At 59.5% G+C, this 21500-nt stretch carries 21 protein-coding genes; 9 read left to right on the forward strand and 12 right to left on the reverse strand.

Going from position 1 to position 21500, the window contains the following annotated elements; genetic code table 11:
• Positions 1–34 precede the first annotated feature (34 nt).
• The 8 genes from cysN to SB765_RS03945 form a co-directional block, all read right to left on the reverse strand.
• The gene (gene cysN / locus SB765_RS03910; RefSeq protein ID WP_341798557.1) at positions 35–1939 is read right to left on the reverse strand and encodes a sulfate adenylyltransferase subunit CysN; all 1905 of its coding nucleotides are present in this window, start codon (positions 1937–1939) and stop codon (positions 35–37) included.
• Positions 1939–2841, reverse strand: a complete 903-nt coding sequence (cysD, locus tag SB765_RS03915) for a sulfate adenylyltransferase subunit CysD (RefSeq protein WP_341798556.1) — start codon at positions 2839–2841, stop codon at positions 1939–1941. The genes cysN and cysD overlap by 1 nt, the downstream gene beginning before the upstream one ends.
• On the reverse strand, positions 2834–3610 hold the full coding sequence (locus SB765_RS03920) for a 3'(2'),5'-bisphosphate nucleotidase CysQ (RefSeq protein WP_341798555.1): 777 nt from the start codon (positions 3608–3610) through the stop codon (positions 2834–2836). Before SB765_RS03920 ends, cysD begins: the two co-directional genes overlap by 8 nt.
• A 30-nt stretch (positions 3611–3640) precedes the next feature.
• Complete coding sequence (locus SB765_RS03925; protein ID WP_341798554.1) at positions 3641–4804, reverse strand: sulfotransferase family protein; 1164 nt, start codon at positions 4802–4804, stop codon at positions 3641–3643.
• 60 nt (positions 4805–4864) lie between these two features.
• On the reverse strand, positions 4865–5653 hold the full coding sequence (locus tag SB765_RS03930; protein ID WP_341798553.1) for an SDR family NAD(P)-dependent oxidoreductase: 789 nt from the start codon (positions 5651–5653) through the stop codon (positions 4865–4867).
• 12 nt (positions 5654–5665) lie between these two features.
• Positions 5666–6850 (reverse strand): DUF1214 domain-containing protein, encoded by a 1185-nt coding sequence (locus tag SB765_RS03935; protein ID WP_410930964.1) that lies wholly within the window; start codon positions 6848–6850, stop codon positions 5666–5668.
• A 67-nt stretch (positions 6851–6917) separates the two neighbouring features.
• A complete protein-coding gene (locus tag SB765_RS03940; protein WP_410930965.1) occupies positions 6918–7982 on the reverse strand; it encodes a zinc-dependent alcohol dehydrogenase in 1065 nt (354 codons plus the stop codon).
• A gap of 77 nt (positions 7983–8059) precedes the next feature.
• Positions 8060–8881, reverse strand: a complete 822-nt coding sequence (locus SB765_RS03945; protein WP_341798550.1) for a metalloregulator ArsR/SmtB family transcription factor — start codon at positions 8879–8881, stop codon at positions 8060–8062.
• A 172-nt stretch (positions 8882–9053) separates the two neighbouring features.
• On the opposite strand from SB765_RS03945, the gene SB765_RS03950 reads away from it, so the two are divergent.
• The 5 genes from SB765_RS03950 (at position 9054) to SB765_RS03970 (ending at position 12913) form a co-directional block, all read left to right on the forward strand.
• The gene (locus tag SB765_RS03950; RefSeq protein ID WP_341798549.1) at positions 9054–9653 is read left to right on the forward strand and encodes a TetR/AcrR family transcriptional regulator; all 600 of its coding nucleotides are present in this window, start codon (positions 9054–9056) and stop codon (positions 9651–9653) included.
• 46 nt (positions 9654–9699) lie between these two features.
• Positions 9700–10179, forward strand: coding sequence for a VOC family protein (locus tag SB765_RS03955; protein WP_410910263.1), 480 nt, complete (start codon positions 9700–9702; stop codon positions 10177–10179).
• 41 nt (positions 10180–10220) lie between these two features.
• The gene (locus tag SB765_RS03960) at positions 10221–11033 is read left to right on the forward strand and encodes an SDR family NAD(P)-dependent oxidoreductase (protein WP_341798547.1); all 813 of its coding nucleotides are present in this window, start codon (positions 10221–10223) and stop codon (positions 11031–11033) included.
• Positions 11030–11806, forward strand: coding sequence for an SDR family NAD(P)-dependent oxidoreductase (locus SB765_RS03965; RefSeq protein WP_341798546.1), 777 nt, complete (start codon positions 11030–11032; stop codon positions 11804–11806). Before SB765_RS03960 ends, SB765_RS03965 begins: the two co-directional genes overlap by 4 nt.
• 90 nt (positions 11807–11896) lie before the next feature.
• Positions 11897–12913 (forward strand): GlxA family transcriptional regulator, encoded by a 1017-nt coding sequence (locus tag SB765_RS03970; RefSeq protein ID WP_341798545.1) that lies wholly within the window; start codon positions 11897–11899, stop codon positions 12911–12913.
• On the opposite strand, the gene SB765_RS03975 is transcribed toward SB765_RS03970, so the two are convergent.
• Positions 12878–13654, reverse strand: coding sequence for an SDR family NAD(P)-dependent oxidoreductase (locus tag SB765_RS03975; protein WP_410930966.1), 777 nt, complete (start codon positions 13652–13654; stop codon positions 12878–12880). The genes SB765_RS03970 and SB765_RS03975 overlap by 36 nt on opposite strands.
• A 187-nt stretch (positions 13655–13841) precedes the next feature.
• Between SB765_RS03975 and SB765_RS03980 the strand changes: the two genes are divergently transcribed.
• Positions 13842–14165: a 2Fe-2S iron-sulfur cluster-binding protein gene (locus tag SB765_RS03980; RefSeq protein WP_410930967.1), complete on the forward strand. Its 324-nt coding sequence runs from the start codon at positions 13842–13844 to the stop codon at positions 14163–14165.
• A gap of 10 nt (positions 14166–14175) precedes the next feature.
• On the opposite strand, the gene SB765_RS03985 is transcribed toward SB765_RS03980, so the two are convergent.
• From SB765_RS03985 to SB765_RS03995, 3 genes are all read right to left on the reverse strand, one after another.
• Entirely contained in the window at positions 14176–14967 is a 792-nt protein-coding gene (locus SB765_RS03985; protein ID WP_410910260.1) for an HpcH/HpaI aldolase/citrate lyase family protein, read from the reverse strand.
• Positions 14968–15058: 91 nt separating this feature from the next.
• Entirely contained in the window at positions 15059–15907 is an 849-nt protein-coding gene (locus SB765_RS03990) for a MaoC family dehydratase N-terminal domain-containing protein (protein WP_410930968.1), read from the reverse strand.
• Positions 15908–15923: 16 nt separating this feature from the next.
• Positions 15924–16814, reverse strand: coding sequence for an enoyl-CoA hydratase/isomerase family protein (locus tag SB765_RS03995; protein ID WP_410910259.1), 891 nt, complete (start codon positions 16812–16814; stop codon positions 15924–15926).
• Positions 16815–17173: 359 nt separating this feature from the next.
• On the opposite strand from SB765_RS03995, the gene SB765_RS04000 reads away from it, so the two are divergent.
• The 3 genes from SB765_RS04000 (at position 17174) to SB765_RS04010 (ending at position 21446) form a co-directional block, all read left to right on the forward strand.
• Complete coding sequence (locus tag SB765_RS04000; protein ID WP_341798539.1) at positions 17174–18904, forward strand: DUF1302 domain-containing protein; 1731 nt, start codon at positions 17174–17176, stop codon at positions 18902–18904.
• A 14-nt stretch (positions 18905–18918) separates the two neighbouring features.
• The gene (locus SB765_RS04005; RefSeq protein ID WP_410910257.1) at positions 18919–20289 is read left to right on the forward strand and encodes a DUF1329 domain-containing protein; all 1371 of its coding nucleotides are present in this window, start codon (positions 18919–18921) and stop codon (positions 20287–20289) included.
• Positions 20290–20393: 104 nt separating this feature from the next.
• Positions 20394–21446: a YCF48-related protein gene (locus tag SB765_RS04010; RefSeq protein WP_410910256.1), complete on the forward strand. Its 1053-nt coding sequence runs from the start codon at positions 20394–20396 to the stop codon at positions 21444–21446.
• The last annotated feature ends 54 nt before the right edge of the window (positions 21447–21500 follow it).

Below are 21500 nucleotides of genomic sequence, written 5' to 3' on the forward strand. Positions count from 1 at the left end.
GCCTCCGTTTGAAATTGCCCAAGCCGGCCAATACCTACCTGGCCACCACGCCGCGCTCACGCAGGCATGCAACGATCTGCTGCGCAGCGTCCAAAGCGCTTTGGCGTGTCGTGTCGATGTACACGTCCGGCGAGAGCGGCACTTCGTAGGGGGAGTCGATGCCGGTGAAGTTTTTCAAGGTTCCTTGGCGCGCTTTCTTGTACAGACCTTTGGGATCGCGCTGTTCCACGACTGCCAGCGGGGTATCAATGAAGACTTCGACAAACTCACCCTCCTCCACCAGGCTGCGGGCCAGTTCGCGCTCGGCCCTGAACGGTGAGATGAATGCACTGATTACCACCAGCCCTGCATCAACCATCAGATGGGAAACCTCGGCGATACGACGGATATTCTCGACCCTGTCAGCGGCCGTGAAGCCGAGGTCTTTGTTGAGCCCATGGCGTACATTGTCACCATCAAGCAGGTAGGTACGTACGCCAAGCGCATGAAGCTGCTGCTCGACCAGGTTGGCAATGGTGGATTTGCCCGTACCCGAAAGCCCTGTCAACCAGAGCACGACAGGCTTATGCCCAGCGAGCCGGCTACGGGCAGCTTTGTTCACCTCCACGGCTTGCCAGTGCACGTTTTGCGCTCTGCGCAGGGCAAACTGCAGCATCCCCGCCCCGACTGTGAGGTTGGTGATGCGGTCGATGACGATGAAGCTGCCCATGTCGCGATTCTGGGTATACGAATCAAACGGCTGAGGTCGGTCCAGCGCCATGTTGCAGACCGCAATATCGTTCAGTTGCAGTGTCTTGCCCGGCAGGTGCTGCAACGTGTTCACGTCGACAAGGTGCTTCGGCGTCGAGAACGTTGCGCTGACGGTGCTTGCCCCCATCTTCAGCAGATAAGGGCGGCCGGGCAGCATCTCGTTGGCGTCCATCCACACTAGCGTGACCTGGAACTGGTCCGAAACCTCCGCCGGGTCGCCTGCTGCCACCAGCACGTCGCCGCGGCTGACATCGATTTCGTCTGCCAAGGTGACGGTAATGGACTGATGCCGCTGTGCGAGATCAAGATCTCCGTCGAAGGTGACGATGCGTTTGACCGTACTGCAATTGCCCGATGGCAACACCCGCACATTGTCACCTGGCCTGAGCGAGCCCCCTAGCACGCGTCCGGAAAAACCCCGGAAATCGAGATTGGGCCGATTGACCCATTGCACCGGCATGCGCAGAGGGGCGTCGTTACTGACATTGCCAATATCGACGCTCTCCAGATATTGCATCAAGCTAGGCCCTGCATACCAAGGGGTATTAGGGCTAGGTTCGGTCATGTTGTCGCCCTTGAGGGCTGAAAGCGGGATACTCTGGATGCAACTGAATTCCAGTTGCTGAGCGAACGTGCGGTAGGCCTGATCAATACGTTCGAACACTTCCTGTGCGTAATCGACCATGTCGAGCTTGTTCACCGCCAGCACCACGTGCTTGATGCCGATCAGAGACACCAGGTAGCTGTGGCGAAACGTCTGGGTCAGCAGGCCTTTGCGCGCATCGACCAGGATGATCGCAACATCGGCGGTAGAAGCGCCCGTCACCATGTTGCGGGTGTACTGCTCATGCCCAGGGGTATCGGCGACGATGAACTTGCGCTTGTCGGTGGAAAAGAACCGATAGGCGACATCGATGGTAATGCCCTGCTCGCGCTCGGCGCTCAGCCCATCGACCAGCAGGGCAAAGTCCAGTTGGTCGCCCTGGGTGCCAGACTTGCGCGAATCGGCCTCCAGGGTGGTCATCTGGTCTTCCAGCAGGGCTTTCGCTTCATACAGCAGACGGCCGATCAGCGTGCTCTTGCCATCATCGACGCTCCCGCACGTGATGAACCGTAAGAGCGTCTTTTGCTCATGGAGGTTGAGGTACTGCTCAATGTCTTGCTCGATGAGTGCAGTGTTAGCGTTCATTAGAAGTACCCCTCGACTTTTTTCTTTTCCATGGAGCCTGCGCTGTCGTGATCGATCACGCGCCCTTGGCGTTCAGTGGTGGTGGACAGCAGCATTTCCTGGATGATGGCCGGCAGCGTGTCTGCCTGGGATTCCACTGCCCCGGTCAATGGGTAGCAACCCAGTGTGCGGAACCGCACACTGCGCATTTGCACGCGTTCGCCATCTCGCAGCGGCATGCGCTCGTCATCGACCATGATCAGCGTGCCGTCGCGCTCCACCACCGGCCGCTCAGCGGCGAGATAGAGCGGCACAATGGGAATACTCTCGCGGTAGATGTACTGCCAGATATCCAGCTCGGTCCAATTGGAAAGCGGGAATACGCGGATGCTCTCACCTGGGTGTTTGCGCGCGTTGTACAACCGCCACAACTCCGGGCGCTGGGCCTTGGGGTCCCAACGTTGCTGGGCTGATCGGAATGAGAACACCCGCTCCTTGGCACGGGACTTTTCCTCATCCCTGCGTGCGCCGCCGAATGCCAGGTCAAATTTGTGCAGGGCCAGCGCCTGCTTCAGCCCTTCGGTTTTCCACATGTCGGTGTGCAGCGCCGAGCCGTGGGTGAACGGGTTGATATTCTGTGCTTCGGCCTCGGGGTTGCGATGAACCAGCAACTGCATGCCCGACGCTTTCGCCATTTCCTCGCGCATCTGATACATCGCCTGGAATTTCCAGGTCGTGTCTACATGCAACAACGGAAACGGCGGACGCGACGGAAAGAACGCTTTGCGTGCCAAATGCAGCATCACTGCGCTGTCCTTGCCGATCGAGTACAGCATTACCGGGTTTTCTGACTCCGATACCGCCTCGCGCAGGATATCGATGCTGTCTGCCTCAAGGCGTTGCAGATGGGTCAAATCAGTCATGTTGGAGCTCCTCGTGCCGCTGGCACTCGGCAATGGTCGAAAGGAGAGCGGCTGCAACCTCTGGCCGGCAGATCAGAAGATCAGGCATGAACACTTCACGTTGGTTGTAGCTGCAGGGGCTACCGTCAATGCGCGAAGCATGCAGGCCCGCCGCCAGCGCTACGCCCACGGGGGCGCAAGAATCCCACTCGTATTGGCCACCAGCGTGCAGGTAGGCGTGGGCCTCACCCCGCACCACCGCCATCGCCTTCGCGCCTGCCGACCCCATGGGCACCAATTGCGCATTCAGCCGCAGTGCTACCTGCTCGGCGACCCGCGGCGCTCGGGTGCGGCTGACCAGGATTTTCATGCGCCCCGCTGGCGCTGGCGGTAGAACGATTGGGGCAGCTGCACTGAACACGCTGCCCAGCGCTGGCAGGCTCACAGCGCAAGCCGCGTCGACTTTGCCGTCCTTGACCAAACCGACGTGCACCGCCCAATCCGGTCGGCCTTCCGCATATTCGCGGGTGCCATCGAGCGGGTCGACAATCCACACCCTTTGCTTGTGGAGGCGAGCATCGTCGGACGCCTCTTCCTCTGAAAGCAGGCCGTCATCAGGGCGATGCCTGCGCAGCAAGTCAGTCAGCAAGGTATTCGCCAGGCGATCACCATGTACGCCAAGGTAGGTACTGGATAACAGGCCATGCTCTTTCAGCCTGAGCAGATGTTCGCCGGCAGCGGTTGCCAGGCGTGATGCCAGCTCGGCATCGTCTATTGTCAGATCGGGCATTGGGATACCTCTTGTAGTACAGGAAGTAGCTCAGGCCAGGGCCTGGCGCTGGATATAGGGGGCGAACCGTTGATTGACCCGGTCTGGGTCCAGGCCATAGGTTTCAGCGCTATAGCGGTGCTCACCGTGTCGGGCTTCCGGCGCGGCGCTTATCCGCTCAAGCATCCGCGCGCGCGCTTGATCGCTTAAGGTCAGGCCAAAGTGCTGGTAGATGGTCTGGATCACGGCCATCGGCTGGCGCTGGATGTCCTGTTGCAGGATGTCCAGGAACTGGCCGGGCGCCCTGGCCCTTGCGCGGTGTGCGTCCTCGACTGCCGCGCCCCAGTAGCTGGCTTCTCGTTCCCCGATGGCCCGCGTATCGACACCCTCCTCCAGAATGCTGCGAGCCTCACGAAGTACACTGCACAGCGAAGGCAGGGCGCTGGCCGGGGCGCGATGGGTCTGGATCACACAAGCATCGGGAAACACGTCCAGCAGGTTGCCGACCTGGGCCACGTGCCCAGGGTTCTTCAACAGCCAGGTCTTCTCCGGGCTGTTGGCGCCGATCAACTGAATGACCTTGCGCAGGCGCCGATAACTGCTCGCCTCGCTCTGCTCCAGCCACCAACGGTCGTAATCGGGTACACGGAGGGAGGAGCCGAAGAAGTTGCTGCAAAAATTCTGCTTCAGCACTTCCAGGCACTCGTCCACGTCATCGGCCCGCATGTCGTGGGCAGCACGCATGTGTGGCGCCGCTGCAAAAAACTGTTCAAGGCCTGCCACGCAAGCCTGGTACCAAGGGTTCGCGGCCCAGGTGTGGCGTTCCGGGCGCGGCATCGGGAACGCAGTGAGCCAGCGCTCCATCCCCTGGAATTGCGGGTCCATCGACAACAACTTGTGCAGTGCCGTGGTGCCCGTGCGTGGGATGCCGATCACAATCAGCGGGCGCGTTACGCGATGCTGCAAGCATCCTGGATGTGTTTTCCAGCCCTCCTCGCTGAGCAAGCGCGAAACCAGAATCCCGACCAGCAGATTCCAGGCAAACTCGCGGCCGCCTGGCTTGAAGACCGGGCCATTGTCATCCAGAGCAGCCAGCAGCCGCTGCAAGCCCGGCAGGTATTCAGCAGGGTCACCAAAGTCGGTCAAACCCGTTGCGGCGCTGGCGGCGGCGTGCAACTGCCCCTCCGCGCCCTTGAAGTTGGCGGATATCGTCACGATGGTTATCTCGTTAGCTAGTGATAGAAAGTGGCGGACGCCACATTGCAGTCGCTGCAGCTACCCGGGCCTGGCAGAAGCGATGGCTGCCTGGATTTCGGCAAAGGTAGGATTGCGGCGCAGCGTCAGGCCGCCATTCACCTGCAAGGTCTGGCCAGTCATGAAGCACCCCTCGCTGACCAGGAACAATGCGGCTTGGGCGACATCGTCCACGGTGCCCAAGCGGCCCAGCGGGTACGCCCGCTCGAAGGCCTGGCGCACGCCGGGCACTTCGGTGAAGCCTTGGGTCATTCCGCTCTCGGTCAGGCCGGGGGCGATGCTGTTGATACGGATACCGCGTACGCCGTACTCATCGGCGACCGCCCGGACCACATGCTCGCCGGCGGCCTTGCAGGCGCCATACAGCGCCTGGTCCTGGAAGCCGATACGGGCGATGGCCGACGACAGCATGACCACCGCCCCCCCGTCGGACATCGCTCTCAGCATGCTTTGCAAAAACTGGAACGAGCCTTTGAAAACGGTGCGATAAACCTGGTCCAGGTCTTCCTCGCGGGTTTCGGCAAACGGCTTGCTCAAACCGATGCCCGCAGCATTGACGGCAATGTCCAGCCGACCGTAGCGTTGCAATGTGACCTCTGCCAGGCGCTCGAGGTCAGCCTGACAGGTCACGTCGCAAGGCAGGCAACTGCCGCCTATGTCCCATGCCAGTTGCTCAAGTGGTGCGATGCGTCTGGCCGCGACCACAACCTTGGCGCCATGCGCCGCGAACAATCGGGCGATAGCGCTGCCCATGCCCGGATCAGTGGAGGCACCCAGCACGACCGCCACCTTGCCATTGAGTTGTTCCATGCTGGCCGCCTCCTACCAACGCCGGCGTAATTGCGCCCCGATGCGCCGCACGCGCAGGGCCTCGCCGCGCTCCACCGGGGTGACGCGCAACGTATCCAATGGCAGGTGCTCATCCAGGTCGGCGAGTTTGACTTTCTTCAGGATGGGCGTGGGATGAGAGCTGCTACGGTACCACCGTCCTATCAACATGCCCTTGAGATTGCCGCCGGTATCCAGCCAGTTCGCAACGCCTGGGTCTTCCACGGACAGCACTGCGCGGAACTTCCCGTCGCCATTCACATGAGCTTGATGACCGTTGAGGCTGCTCTGGCGATGAACGAGTTCGACCTGATTCCACAACGCATCGACGACCTGAACGTTCCAATACACCAAGCGTTCCGGCAGTTCGGTTTCCAGAATCAGCGCCTCGTCAGACTGTAAGTCGTAGGTGCATTCGTAATAGGCTTGTGGCCAGTCATCTCCATTACCCAGCTCTGCAAACGTGACCAGCTTCATCTCGTGCGGCGGCCGGTTGCTGCGGCTGTTGGCGATGATCCCTTGGCACAGTTGTGACAGACGCTTCACGTAACCGCCAAACAGATCCCGCAATTGCTGATCAATCGTAGCCACGCTCATACGTGGTTTTAGCGGCTGCTCCCCCAGGCGCTCGATGCACACCTTGACGTCGCGCTCATTCCCCCAATCGTAGGAAAACTGGCGCAACAGCAAGAAGCGTGATTCTGGGTGAAGGTATAACCAGTCGCCCTGGTAGCCTTCTGGCCGCTCGCTGCTGAAGATGACCTCGAAACTGCCGTCCTCGGCGATGTCCAGCTGGTTAAGGTCGTAGTTGTTGAAGCCCGGACCTGGTGGGTTGCCCATACCGATCATGTGCTTGCCTGTCGCGAAGCCCGCCACCGGCACATTTCCTCTGTTACCTGACACGCGGTAGACCCCCTCGCCGCTGACGGCGCTGAAGTGATAGACCGCGTCGGGGTTGGGCTGGGCAAGAAACACCGAGTTCTCGAAAGGTGCCCAGTCGGGGTAATCGGGGTCCGCCTGAAAATACAGAAAATAACCTTGCGACAGGTTCATGGCGAATTGGCGATACAGCTCGGCACGCAGTTGCTCGTCAAGCGGGTCCCAAAGCTGTAGTTCGACTTCGCTGGCGGCTTTGAGCAGGTCGACGTAGCTCGCCCACGGTTGCAGGGAAGCATTCATTCAGTCACCTCCGGTGAAACGCATCTGGATAGATGGATGAAAGAGCGGGAGCAGGTCCGCCGACGATTCACGCCCAGGGATGAATCATGACTTTGCATTGTCCGCTGGGCGTGCGCAGCGCTTCGAATACGGACGGCACCTCGTCCAACGAAACGTGCTGGGTGATCATTGCCCGCGGCTCCAGCGCCCCACGCGCAAGCACCTGTGCCACATACTGGAAATCACCCACGGTGTATGTGTTGGAAAAACGCAACGTGATTTCTTTCCATACCGCTGTCGCTGGCACAAAGCTGTCTGCTGTGGTACAGAAGCCCAGCACCACCACGGTTCCAGCGCGGCTCACGGCTTGGATGGCTTGGCTGATGCAGCCTGGTTGGCCCGCGCACTCGAGCACGATGTCTGGCGCTGCACCGAAGGCCTCGGTGGCCGCGGCAGCAAGCGTCTGCCCCTGGCCTTGGGCGATGAATGCATCAGCGCCCATTTGCAGGGCCAGCGCCTGACGGCGGGTGGAATTGGCGGCGACCACGACTCGGCCAGCGCCCAATTTGCGCGCAAAAAATGCGGCTGCCAGGCCAATAGGCCCAGCCCCCAGGACCAGTACCGTGGCGCCAGGCGTTATGCCCGCCATGGCTGCACCATGCAGGCCCACTGCCATAGGCTCCAGCAGGGCACCGTCGTCGTAGGTTAATGAGTCTGGAAGCTTGATCGAGGTGCGCTCGCTGACTGCGACATATTCGCTAAAGCCACTACCCAGCCCGCGGAACGCTGCGCAATGGCTTGGGCTGCCGCGCTGGCAGGCCAGGCAATGGCCGCAACCGGTGAATGGCAAGGCACTGATCCTGTCGCCGATCTGCAGCCCCTGAACCTCGGCCCCCACCGCCACCACCTCGCCTGCATATTCATGCCCAGGGACCGTACCGGCTGGGTAGTCAAAGCCGGGCGAATGCCCCTCGGTCATATGAAGGTCGGTGCCGCAGATACCGCAGCTGTGAACTTTCATGACCACTTCATCAGGGCCAGGTGCGGGATCGGGACGCGTCTCGATCACCAAGGGCTCTCCGGCTGCGTGAAACACCGCTGATCTCATTATTATTCTCCGTAGGTGAGTACGTTTGGCATTGCTACCGCCCATCTTTTAGATGACAGGTCTCAACCGCCTGACCTAATAGTTCACCAGGAAACATTTATCGTCAACAGTTTTTTTGAACGCTATTCAGAATTGCCTGACGCAGCGCGCCGCGCCAACTCACCCTCCATCAACCCGTGAAAGTGTTGCAGCAGGTGCGCCAGCTGGGTCAGACCGTTGGCAGGCAGGCGCTTGGCGGCGGCATGGTCGGCGCCGTATTCGTGGTGGTCGAGAATGGTCTTCAGCATGCCCTGAGCCTTGGGGGTCAACGCAACATGACTGATACGACGGTCCTGCTGGGAAGCGGACCGGCAAATCAGCCCAAGACGTTCAAGGTTGTTCATCAGTTTGGTGACCGCGCCCTTGGTCAGCCCCAGCCGCATCTGCAATTGAGAAGGCGTTAGGCTATGGCCAGGAGTCAGATTGATCGCATCCAGCAGCAGCAGCTCACTGCCTTGCAGGCCATGACGCTCAGCGGTTTCCTTCAGCGCCCGTTCGACATGGCGCCCCATCAACAGCAAGCGTTGGGTCACTGCGTAGACATTCGGATCCTGGCCCGGCCACTCCCGCGCCCAACGCAGCGCGGCCAAGGCGATTGCATCAGCTTCAAGCGTGTGCGGTAGGCCGCGCTCGGCGCTGGCAGGTGCTGCTGCCAGCCCCCCGAGGTAGCTCATCAAGTCGTCCAATGCTCCGGGCCTTGCCGCATACAACGTGCGCCGTCCGTCACGCTGCTGAGACACCAACCCAGCCTCTAGCAGCACCTTCAGGTGCTGCGATACAGCCGGCTGGCTCAGGCGTGATTCCTCGGCCAGCGCGGCGGTATGGGCAGGCACCCGCACCAGGCTTTCATAGAGGGCTCGCCGGCTGGGATCAGCAAGCGCTCGTAACGTTTCATCATAAGCCATTACTTATGTATCCTTGGACTTGGATTCCGTACAGCATTAAGAATAAGCATCGGCTTATGTGTCAACCCGCATGCAGGGCATTCAGCGATTATTTTCTATAGCACTATTGAATTTCTGGAGAGGGGTCGCTTACCTTGGCAGGACATTTTTAATTTGAGCGCGGACACTGCAGATGCCGATCAAGCCCACCACCGGCAAATTCACACAGCGCCGGTTGGAAATCCTCATGGCCGCCGCCTCGGTTTTTGCTGAAAAGGGCTTTCATGGGTGCCGCACCCAAGATATTGCCGACCGGCTTGAGCTCAAACAGGCCAGCTTGTATTACTACTTTCCCACCAAGGAAGCCGCATTGGATGCGGTGTGCCTTTACGCAGTTGAAACGGCCACTGCGCGCCTGCGGGAGATCAGCAAAACGCCAAGCGCCTCGCTGTCCGATAGGGTCTACGCAGTTATCCACGCTTACCTTCATGACCTGGATGCCCATCGGGACTGCATGATTGTGCTTGCAGAGCAACGCCGATACCTGAGTGCGGAACAGCAAGAGGCAGTGAGTGCCCAGTCTCGCCAGTATCGGACGCTGCTCCAGGAAATGCTCGAACAGGCAGGTGCTCAGGGCTTGTTAGACACCTCGATCGATTGCCCACTGGCTGTCCGCGCGCTGATCGACCTGTGTCATTGCGCAGCCATGAGGCTGCAGCGCAATGCCGGACAGGACGTGGCCCATATCATCGAACAATACACACGGCTGTTCTGCACAGGCATTGGTCGTTGATGTGAAGTCAGCCGCTTTTCCACCGTTTGAACGAAGGATCAACACAATGGAATTCGACGGAAAGCTCTACCAGATCGGGGTTGTCGTACGCGATCTGGAAGCCAGCATGGAACATTATCGAACCCTGTTCGGCCTCGGGCGTTTTCGCCGGCTCGATACTGATTACACCGGGCGTTACCGGGGTATCGAACAGCGGATTGCCAACCGCAATGCGTTCGCGCGCTGGGGCGATCTTTATCTGGAAATGGTAGAGCCTGGTAGCGGCCAGAGCAGCGCATCCGAATGGCTGGAGAGTCGGGGGGAAGGCATTTTCCATCTGGGTTATGCGACGTCCAATCTGGAGCAGCGGCCAGGGGGAGCGCAGGTCTGCTTCGAGACCATCGACAACCTCAACGCCCAAGGCCACCCCGCCATCATCCACCTCGACACAGTCAGCCAGCTGGGATATTTCGTCGAGCTGGCGGATATGCAGCTCGCTGATCGGCTGGCGCAATGGATCGATGGCGATGCGAATCTGACCGGGTAGGCATGGTGGGATTAGCGCATGGGGAACGACGGAGAAACAGCATGACTCGACTAAGCGGAAAGGTAGCATTGGTCACCGGCTCTACCCAAGGGTTGGGCGAAGGCATCGCCCAGCGTTTCGCGCAGGAAGGTGCAATGGTGATCGTCAACGGGCGCTCACGGGAGCGCGGAGACAAAGTCGCGCAGGCGTTACGCGAGCTCGGTGCGCAAGCGATTTTCCTGCAGGCCGATCTGAGCCATAAACACCAGGCCCAAGCGCTGGTCCGCGAAGCCGCTACGCACTTCGGGCGCCTCGACATTCTGGTTAATAATGCCCAAGTGGTTCCGCCTTTGGCCCATGCCTGCTCAGATGACAATGATGGGTTGCTCGATGTGGCGCTTCGCTCCGGGCTGTACGCCTCGCTCTGGACTGCGCAAGCCGCGCTGCCGTGGTTAATTCAGGCAGGTGCCGGTCGAGTCATTAACTTCGCATCCGTGAATGGCGCCTACGGCAGCCGTTACGGCTTGGCCTATAACGCAACCAAAGAAGCCATCCGAGGACTGACCCGCACGCTCGCCAATGAGTGGGGACAGCACAATATCACGGTAAATGCGGTGCTGCCCTCCGGCTGGAGCGCCGCATACCAAGCGTTTTATGGCGACGATATGCAAAAGCTCGAAGCCGTCGCGCGGCAGACACCCATGCGTCGGCACGGTCGGGCGCTAGAGGACATAGGTTCGGCAGTGCTAGGGCTTGCCAGTGAGGCTAGCCGTTTTATCACGGGGCAATCGCTTTTCATCGATGGCGGTCAGAATCTGCTCGGCCTACCTCAGTTGCATGCCCTGGAATCACCCGCCCAGAAGGTCGCGCCATGAACGCTTTGCAAGATAAAAAGGTGTTGGTACTGGGCGCCGACAGCATTGGCCGCGGCATCGCCATCCGCTTGGCGCGCGAGGGAGCTTCAATCGCTGTGCTGGACCCCATGCTCAGCGCAGCCACTGAGGTCGCCGAGGTCATTAGCGCCAAGGGCGGTTCTGCGCTGGCGTATGCCGCCGCCTTTGACGGCCAGATCGGCGCCACCTTGAAAATGGCTATCGCTGCGCTGAGCGGTGTGGATGTGCTGATCAATAACGTCTTGCCAATACCCACCATTGCTCCTCTGGAAGACCAGCCTCGCGCCGCATTCGACGAGGCATTTGCACGTGTGCAGGCAGCAATCTGCGCGATGCAGTGCGCGGTGCCAGCGATGCAATTGGCGGGCGCTGGGCGCATCATCAACGTTGGGCACCGCTATGGAGAGGGTATCAATGAAGGCCTGGCGGCTTACAACGCTGCGGCCTGGAGCCTTGTCGGGCTGACCCGCACCGCCGCTTTGGATTGGGGGCGATATCAGATAACCACCAATCTGCTGCTACCGTTGGCCGATTCCCCCGAAGTGCGACACTGCCATGCTTTACGCCCCAGGGTGATAGACCTCATGATCGGGCAACTGCCGCTGGGGCGCCTTGGTGATCCAGTCGAGGACGTGGGTGGTGCCGCGTTGTTCCTGGCTTCTGATGCCTGCTGCTTCGTCAATGGTGAAACACTGCACGGCGACGGAGGCCAGCACCTGGCAGGCCCGGTTTTGAACCCTGCGCGATTTGTATGAGTCCAGCCCTTGCCAGTCGTCCAAGGGTGCGCCTCACACCGTGCTTGCGGCATACTCCGGCAGCAGCTCTCCTGATCCAAGGACCACTCCATGTCGGGCTTTGCAGTAGTAGGCATCACAGGCGCATACCTTTCCAGCCTGGGCGTATTTCTCGATGCGTTCGAGCTCATCGGCCGACAAGTCGTGGAGCTTTATCGCACGCGCCAACCCATTACCATGCAGACCCGGGTGCATTTGCTCACAACCGATGGCCGCGCCGCAAAATTAGCCGGAGGCCGCACCCTGCCCTCCGACGGCGGACTGGACGCCGGCTTGCAATTCGATCTGATTCACTTGCCCGCTGTCATCCTGGACGAGCAGCTGTCTCTCCCTGATTGGCTTGCCAAACACACTACCCTGTGTGAATGGTTGATCCGCCAGCACGCCGGCGGCGCGCTGATTTCAGCGAGCGGCTCAGCAGTGTTCATTTTGGCTGAAGCAGGGCTCCTAAGCGGCGGTACGGCAACAATAGGACGTACTCTTCTGCCACTTTTCCGACGTCGTTACCCCAATATTCGCGTCGAGCATCGCAGCGCCGTGGTCGAGCATGGCCGGGTGATCACTGGTAGTGGGCTGGCGGCGGACATGCAGTTGATCACCCGACTGATCGAGCATGTTACAACGCCAGAACTGGCCCGTTGGTTGAGCGATGTGACCAGTTTGCATCAGTCGGCTGAAGACCATCTCGCTGACGACGCCCTCACCGCGAACGCCCAGTTGTGGTTGGAAGAAAGATTCGCCCAGGACGTACGCATTTCTGAGCTGGCCAAGGCCATGGCAGTCAGCCAACAGACAGTGTTGCGGCATTTTCAGCGGCATCTTGGCAGCACGCCACAAGAGTACGTTCGACAACTGCGAATCAAATCAGCACAGGGCTTGCTATTGCGTACCAGTCGCTCGATCGCGCAGATCGCCACCCTCTGCGGATACAGCGATGTGCAGACCTTCCGCAAGGTGTTCAAGGAGCATGCCGGTACCAGTCCGAGTCAGTACCGAGTACTCCACAAGAACGACGCGCGCCTTCAGGCGCCCTCAGCTAACCAGGAACCCACCGTCTACGGCCAATAGTTGGCCAGTGATGTAACGTGATGCAGGGCTGGCCAAGAACAAGGCTGCATTGGCAATATCCTGCACATCACCTATCCCTCCCAGTGGGATGCGCCCTTCCCCCATTATTGGCCCCTTGAGTTCAATGGCCGCCGATGCTGTGCGCGCCCCAGGCGTGGGGATCCCGCCTGGGAGCACGGCATTCACCCGGATTCCATCGGGGCCGAATTCGAGCGCCGTGGTGCGCGTCAGGCTATTTACCCCGGCCTTTGTGGCGTTGTAGGTGCCATTGTGATGCACCACAGCCTGCATGGACGAGACCGAAGAAATATTCACGATCGAGCCGCCTTTTCCCGCCTTCATATGGCGGATCGCTTCGCGCAGGCACAGGAATGTCCCACGCAGATTGACGGCCTGCAGGCTATCCCAGAATGCCGTATCGACCTCCAGAAATGGTTTTTTGGGAAAGATCGCCGCATTATTGACCAGCACGTCCAGGCCGCCGTGTTGCCCGATCACCTGCTCAAAGAGCGCGATCACCTCATGTTCATTTGAGACGTCGACGGCCACTGCATGCGCCTGCCCGCCCGCTTCGGTGATAGCGTCTGCGGTCAGTTGCGCTGCAGCTGCGTCCAGATCTGCCACGATCACACGTGCGCCAGCGAGGGCAAAGGTTTCGGCGATGCCGCGGCCGATGCCTGCACCGCCTCCCGTTACTACGGCAATACGATCATCGAGACGGAAAGCATTATTCTGCGTCATTGAAAATTCCTGCACAGTGGGTAGTAATGAGGGCAGGCCGCGATCGCGCCGGTTTGACAGCGGCCTGCGTCGTCGTTCAGTATTTCTAACGACGTTCCAAATAACATATCTGTGTCACACACATTTCACAACGGTGTCGGTGCCATGGATTGACCGGCCCCAGCCAAGAGGCGGCGAGAGAACAAGAATGCCTACGATCATCTTTATTCAGCACGATGGCAGCGAACAGCACGTTGAAGCCGAGGTCGGCCAGTCCCTGATGCAAGTTGCCTTGAACAATCGGGTACCCGGAATTCTCGGCGATTGCGGCGGCAACTGCAGTTGTGCAACCTGCCATGGTTATATCGACAAAGCAGACTGGGCAGCACAAATCCCTGAAGCTCTGGCGTATGAGCACGACATGCTCAGCTGTGCCTCGGAAGTCACCGAGAACAGCCGCCTCACTTGCCAGGTCATTGTCAGCCCCGCTCTGGATGGTCTGGTCGTGCGGCTGCCAGCATCACAGTACTGAGCGAGCGTTTTCAGCCCTCTCCCACGACTGCCAGCAGACTGCGTGCCCTGACAAGCACCGGCAGGTCGACCATGGCGCCATCGACTGAAACTGCCGCACCCGCAGATCGGCTGCTGGCTTCCACTACGCGACGTGCCCAGGCCAGCTCCTCACTCGAGGGCGTAAATGCCAGGTTCACTATGGGCACTTGGCGCGGGTGGATACAGAGCTTGCCAGCAAAGCCCAGTGCTCGACTGCGCTTGGCCTCGGCAGCAATCACCTGGCTGTCATCGAGTATGACTGACACGCCGTCAATCGGCGCTTGCAGGCCAGCCACACGGGATGCAAGGACGATCTGCGAGCGCGAATACAGCAGGGCTTCGTCTGTGTGCGCACACCCGACGTCAGCCTGAAAATCAATCGAGCCGAACGCTAGCCGTTCTACGTTCACCCCCCTGGCAACGTCCATCACCTGCCAAACACCCAGCGCGCTTTCAATCAGCGGCACGATGGGGGCGGTGGTAACCGCGGCCAATGCGCGCAAAGGCTCGATAGATTCCGCCTTGGGTAGCATGACGGCCTTCACGGGCAGGCGGCGGATCAACTCCAGGTCTTCGGCAAACGCATCTGAGCCTTGGCTATTGATGCGGACCATGACCTGCGCGCCCTCCTCGACCGCCCTTGCAATGTGCTCCCGCGCAGCCCCTTTGTTACCTGGGGCCACCGCATCCTCAAGGTCAAGAATGACCCTGTCGGCACCGGCCGCCAGGGCTTTGGCAAACCGCTCTGGGCGGTCTCCAGGTACGAAAAGACAAGAACGCATATTCACCTCGTGCCCATTAACGTCATGACGATGACCAGCGCCCACAGCAGCACCCAAATCAGGTCGGTGCACAGCGGTTTGCGCCGCTGCATCAGTCGAGTTCTGCTCGGGCGTCCATGCACAGGAAGCCCTGCTCATCTTCCGCCCACAAATGCACCCTGTTAGCCTCAACGCGAGCGCATAGGCGCAGCGGCCGCTGGTCGAACGCGGGGCGCATTGCGCGGAAGGAAAATGCGGTGACGTGTGCCAGCGGTACCTGTTCGCGCAGCAGGTTCATGAGTAGCGTGGCGATCAATGGGCCATGCACTACCAGCCCGGGGTAGCCTTCTTCTTCAGTGGCATACGGGCGGTCGTAATGGATGCGGTGGCCATTGAAGGTCAAGGCCGAATAACGGAACAGCAGAACCGGGTCCGGCACGATCTCTTTTATCCACTGTGCACCTGTCGGTGCGGACTGAGGCGTTGGGGGCGGATCATCCGGGCCAGGTGCATCGCGATAGACGATATCTTGCTCTTCGCGCACGCGAACTTCGCCATCCACTGACAGCTCGTGCAACAGCTTGACGAACACCAGTTCTCCGCTGCGGCCAGCTTTGTGCGTTACGTCAGTGATCGTGGTAATACGCTCTACCTCAGAGCCTACCGGCAACGGGCCACTGAAACTGAGCCGCCCCCCTGCCCACATTCGCCTCGGCAGGCTAACCGGGGGCAGGAAACCACCCCGCTGTGGATGGCCGTCGGCGCCAACATTCGATTGCCGCGCCAAGGGCAGGAAATAGAGCCAATGCCACAGCGGCGGCACTTGAGCATCGCTACCATAGGCGTGCTCTTCATGATCCAGTACGGCTGCGAGTGCGCCAAGAGGAAACGACGTCAACAGGTCGCGCTGGGTTTGCTGGCGACCGATCCATTGAGTAAGTAGCTTTTCATCGATAGGCACGCTAGCCAATCCTCTGTTATTGGGCCTTGTGGTCTGCCAGGACGCCTGTTTCAGGCGCCCCGGCAAGAAATCGATCACGGCCATGCAGCAGCGCTTCACTGGACATGAGTTGGTCGTACAAGCGTCGAGCGCAAGCGAGCCCCGTATCAAAGTCTGGGCTATCGACGGCCGCCTGCACGGCTTGCAGTAACGCGTGTGAGGCGGCATCAGTTCTGCCTTGCAATAACTGCCTCGCCTCTATCAGATCCTGCTGCAGGTCATTCCCTGGGATGGGCAGGGTACGCACCAGCCTTCTTTTCAGATCGGCGTAGCACAATGGCGAAGCCGCCATCTCGGCTGCCCAGGCACAGGCGTTTGAGACCCCTTGCCCCGAATCGACAACGCGATCAAACAATGCTGTCTGATAAAACGCAGATACCTTTTCTCGCTGCCCCTGGATCATCAACCGCACAGCGGGGACAAGCCCCAAAAGGCGCGGCAGGCGCTGTGTGGCCGACAATGGCAGCGTACCCAGAGCGACTTCTGGCAGCCCGATCCATGCATCTGTTTCGGCAACGCGGTAATGGCTCGCCAGTACGGTCTCCAGGCCGCCGCCCAAGGCAAAACCTTGCACAACCGCGATTACAGGCTTGCGCGAGCGTTCGATGGCTATGTGGATGTGGCTCGAAAGCCCGGGTAGCGCACCGGCCTCAGCCGTACCAAATTCCCGAATATCGCCCCCTGCACTAAAACCTCGCCCGCTACCGGTGATGACCACCGCCTTCACTTGCCGATCCGCGCCGGTCCATTGCAGCGCATCGTGTAGCTCACGGCGCATACCCAGGTTGAACGCGTTGACTGGAGGCCCGTCCAGTGTCAGGAGTGCGACCGGACCCAGGCATTCTCTATGCACCTTGGACTGTGGCATAACGCAACCCCCACGTATTCACGATTACGAACGGCGTTCAGCATATTACCTTTCTTTGAAACATGGCAAGCGCACAGAGCGCCTCCGTTGAGGTGCCTCACTCCAATTGAAACGACCGTATGAAATTAGCACGCACAATCACTCGGGAGGACTTGCACTGCTCCCGGGTTGCTCATATAAATGGTGTGCGTGTATGTGAACATGATTCAAGAAAAGCCGTTTGCGTGCCGACAAGGATGCAGCCGCGGGACCGGAAGTCAGAGCGCTTGTCATGAGCCAGCTGCCTCATGGGTTAAAAGCAGAGCTCCTGGTATTGCACAGATTTACGAGCGCAGCTCCTCTACGCCACTGCGCTTCGAATGAAAACAAAAACAACAATTCAGAGGGCACTTCAGATGGACAAAAGGAAAATGCTAGTTACTCGCCCCCTCACCGCAGCGCCGATGATGCTTGCTGGGCTTTGCCTGGCCATGGGGGCCAGCGATGAAGCGTTCGCCTTGCGCATCGATAGCGGCAACCCCGACCTCAATATGAGCCTGGACACGACGGTGCGCTACAACCAAGGCTGGCGCGTCGATGGTCGCGATAATAATCTGGCAAACAACCCAAGCTTTGACGAGGGTAATCGCCTGGCCGACAAAGGGGATGTGTTTCTGTCGCGCCTCGATCTGTTCAGCGAATTCGACCTCAACTGGCAGGACAAGTACGGTCTGCGGGTGAGCGGCGCGGCCTGGTACGACCACAATTTCCCGGACAAGAGCGAAAGCGCCCCAGGCCTCGAAGGCGTGGCCAACTACCGCAACAACCGCTACTCGAGTGTTGTCGATCGCTACTACGCTGGTCCATCGGCTGAGTTTCGTGACTACTTCGTGTGGGGCAACTTCAATATCGGGTCTACCGAGCTCAATGCCAAGGTGGGCAGCTTCGCCTGGTTACCAGGCGAGTTCCTGTTTGGCAACGGCAGCAGTGTGTCTTACTCCATGTCACCAAACGATGGGCTGCTGAGCGACCTTAGCCCAGGCGCTTCGGCCAAGGAAACGTCACTGCCCATTGGCCAGTTTGCAACCACCTGGCAACTGGTTCCGGAACTCTCTCTGATGTTCCAGTACACCTACGATTTCGAGCCATCGCGGGTATCGGAAGGCGGCACTTACTATGCCGTGTCCGATGGTGCTCTGCTTGGGCCGGATTTCCTGGCGCCAGGTGTAGCGCGTCGCGATGCGAAAGAAGGCGACAATGGTGATATCGCGGTCGGCCTGCGCTGGTCACCGAGCTGGGGCATGGATAGCAGCTTCGGCCTGTGGTATCGGAAATTCGACGACAAGTATGCCAGCTGGGCCAACCAAGTCATCGTGAGCTCCCCTACCGCGCCCTATGCCCGGGCTGTGTACGCCAAGGATATCGAGTTGTACGGTCTGACCTGGAACGGCGTTTATAAGTCCGTCAGTATCGGTGCCGAAGTCAACTACCGGACCAATATGCCACTCAACACCACCGGGCAGACCTTTGTCGCAATCGGCCAGCCGGAACCTTCGAACCTGGACGGCGCTCGCGGTGATACCGTGCATGCCTTGCTCAGCGGCGTGTTCACCATCAACAAAAACGCATTCTTCGACAGCGGCGCAGTCGCTGCTCAGTTTGACTACATGCATCTGGTCAAAGTGACTGATAACAAGTCGTTCTTCAACGCCAGCGACAGCGAGGGTGGGTCGGTTGCAGGGCGCTGCGAAGATAACGAGCTGCTGCGTGGCTGTTCGACGCGCAATGCTGCGGCTGCAAGTGTTTCGTTCACACCGGTTTGGCAACAGGTAATGCCTAGCCTGGATGTATCTTTCCCAATTTTCGCCACCTACGGCTTGTACGGTAACCCGGCTGCCCAGAACGCAGGGATCCCACCAGAGGATTCCTATCTGGTCAAGTTGGGCCCGCGCCTGGAGTATTTCGCTGGCTCCATGAAGCACCAGTTTGATCTTGCCTATACCGCACGTCATGGCCGTACCGGCAATATTGGAGGCGCCAACGCATACTCCGGGTTGGGCTTCCTGCATGACCGTGACACGCTGATCCTTACTTACCAGACCGCATTCTGATCGGGAGTTCCAGCATGAAATTAACGACCCCAACGCTGGCTTTAGCCATCCTTTCAGCCAGTGCCGCTCATGCAGCCGTTTCGCCGCAGGAAGCCGCCGAGCTGGGTAAGTCGCTCACCCCGTGGGGGGCCGAGATCGCAGGCAACAAGGACGGCACCATTCCTGCCTACACTGGCGGCCTCCCCACTACAAGCAGACCAGCAGGTTTTCAGCCTGATAGCGGGCATTGGGTCAATCCATTCGCCAATGAAAAACCGCTGTACGTGATCACCGCGAAAAACGTCGATCAGTATGCCGACAAGCTGTCCGAAAGCACCAAAGCGCTGATCAAGCGCTTCCCGGATACCTACAAAGTGCCGGTTTACCCGACGCACCGGACCGCGAACTACCCAGACTGGATCAATCAGAACAGTATTGCCAATGCCACCCGCTGTAAGACCATCGAGGACGGCTTGGCCGTCGAGGGCTGCTTTGGTGGTGTTCCATTCCCCATCCCCAAAACAGGTCATGAGGTCGTCTGGAATGCTCAACTGCAATATAAAGGTGAATCCAACATTACCAAGGGTGAGGGTTGGTACGTCGATTCCAAGGGTAGCCGCGTACTGACAGGGGGCATCAACAACCGGGGCGACGCGCAGTACTACAACAAGGAGCTGGATGTCGACAAGTTCGCGTCTATCGGCACCTATCTGACCCAGCTGAACATCTACACGGCCCCCTCTCGAAACGTGGGTGAGGGCAACTTGCAGCGCTTCTACCTCAACCCGGTAGCGACGCCAAACCCAACGTGGGCTTACTCCCCAGGCCAACGTCGGGTGCGGCGCTCGCCGGACGCCGAGTATGACTTCCCGGTCTCCACATCGGGCGGCGCCATGCTCTACGACGAAATCTACGGCTTCTCGGGCAAGCAAGACCGGTACGATTTCAAGTATGTGGGCAAGAAAGAGATGATCATTCCCTATAACAACTACGACTGGGCGTCGACCTCGCCCGATGACCTTCTCCAGCCGAATCACCCAAACCCTGAGGCCACCCGCTGGGAACTGCACCGGGTACACGTGGTCGAGTTGACCCTGAAACCAGGCATGCGGCACGTCCAGCCCAAGCGTACCCTCTACTACGATGAGGACATCCTCGGCGCTGGCATGACGGATGCGTGGGATGCTTCAGGCAAATTGGCCAAGGGCGTCTACATGCCGGCTTATCAAATGTATGACAAACAGATCCCGCACACGTCGTCCACCTGGTTGTTCGACTTCGCCACTGGGGTTTACTACCACTCCAGCATCACCGGCGGGGCTCGCGGCGGCATCTTCCCGCAAGCCAAGATGCAACCTGTCCAGTTCTTCACGCCTGAATCGCTGGCCCGTCAATCGCAGCGTTGATGGATACGACAGCAGCAGGCTCGCCTGCTGCTGTCGTTCCGCTTTCATAGCGATGACCGGTGTTCCACGTTGCACCGGTGTTCTACAAGACTGGGAGAAGAATAATGAAAGCACTACTCAAGGTGCTGGCGTTGAGCGGAGGAATGTGTGCCTGCATAGCCCCCGCCCTAGCCTTCACCGACCCGCTCGATCAGCCCGCGATGATGTCGGACAGAGCTGTTCGCTCGGCGCTTTACGGGCTCGCGGGTAATGGTGGCAAGCAGTTGGTAGCAGTAGGCCCACGGGGCCATGTACTGCGCTCAATGGATGCCGGCGAGCACTTTACCCAAAGCAAAGTACCTCTAAGCAGCGACTTGACTGCGGTCTATTTTCCCACCGTTTCGCAGGGCTGGGCGGTGGGCCATGACGGCGTCGTCTTGCACAGCGAAGACGGCGGAAAAAGCTGGACACACCAATTGGATGGGCGGCAGATCGGCGAGCTCTCGACTCAATATTACGCGAGGGTGACTGGCAGCAGTGAAGCCCTGGATCGGGCCAAAGAGAACGCACAGACACTGCAGCAGAGCGGGCCCGTACGGCCACTGATGGATGTGTACTTCGATGACGAGAAAAACGGTTGGGCTATAGGCGCGTACAACCTGATTTTGCACACCAACGATGGCGGCAAACACTGGCAGCCATGGATGGACCGTACTGAGAACCCCGATGAATACTCGCTGCATGCCATCAAAAAGGTAGGCGACCACGTCTACATCGTTGGTGAATTGGGGCTACTCATGCGACTGGATCGGGACCAGCAGCGTTTCGTCAAGCTTGAGAGCCCTTACCCTGGCTCGTTCTTTGGCCTGACAGGCCGAGAGGGCTTGCTGGTGGTCTTCGGCCTACGCGGCAATGCATTCATCAGCCGTGACGACGGGAACTCCTGGATCAAATTGGATACCGGTAGCAGTGACGCGATCAACGCGGGCACCCAGCTGGCTGATGGCAGGTTCGTGCTGGCCACCGCTGGTGGAACCTTGTTGGTCAGCAGTGCAGACGGCAGTCGCATTGCCAGCAAATTATCGGCTGGTCGCATGCCTGTCTATGGGGTGACCCCTGCCAGTTCCGGACTCGTGGCAATCGGCCCTGATGGGGTACGGCTCGTCGCGCAACCCTGAACAACAATGAGTCGTGCGTCCTCTGGACAGCGCGAGCACCTGCTTCCCCATCGG

The organism is Pseudomonas sp. SIMBA_067, assembly GCF_046534675.1.
In the GTDB taxonomy this organism is placed as follows: domain Bacteria; phylum Pseudomonadota; class Gammaproteobacteria; order Pseudomonadales; family Pseudomonadaceae; genus Aquipseudomonas; species Aquipseudomonas putida.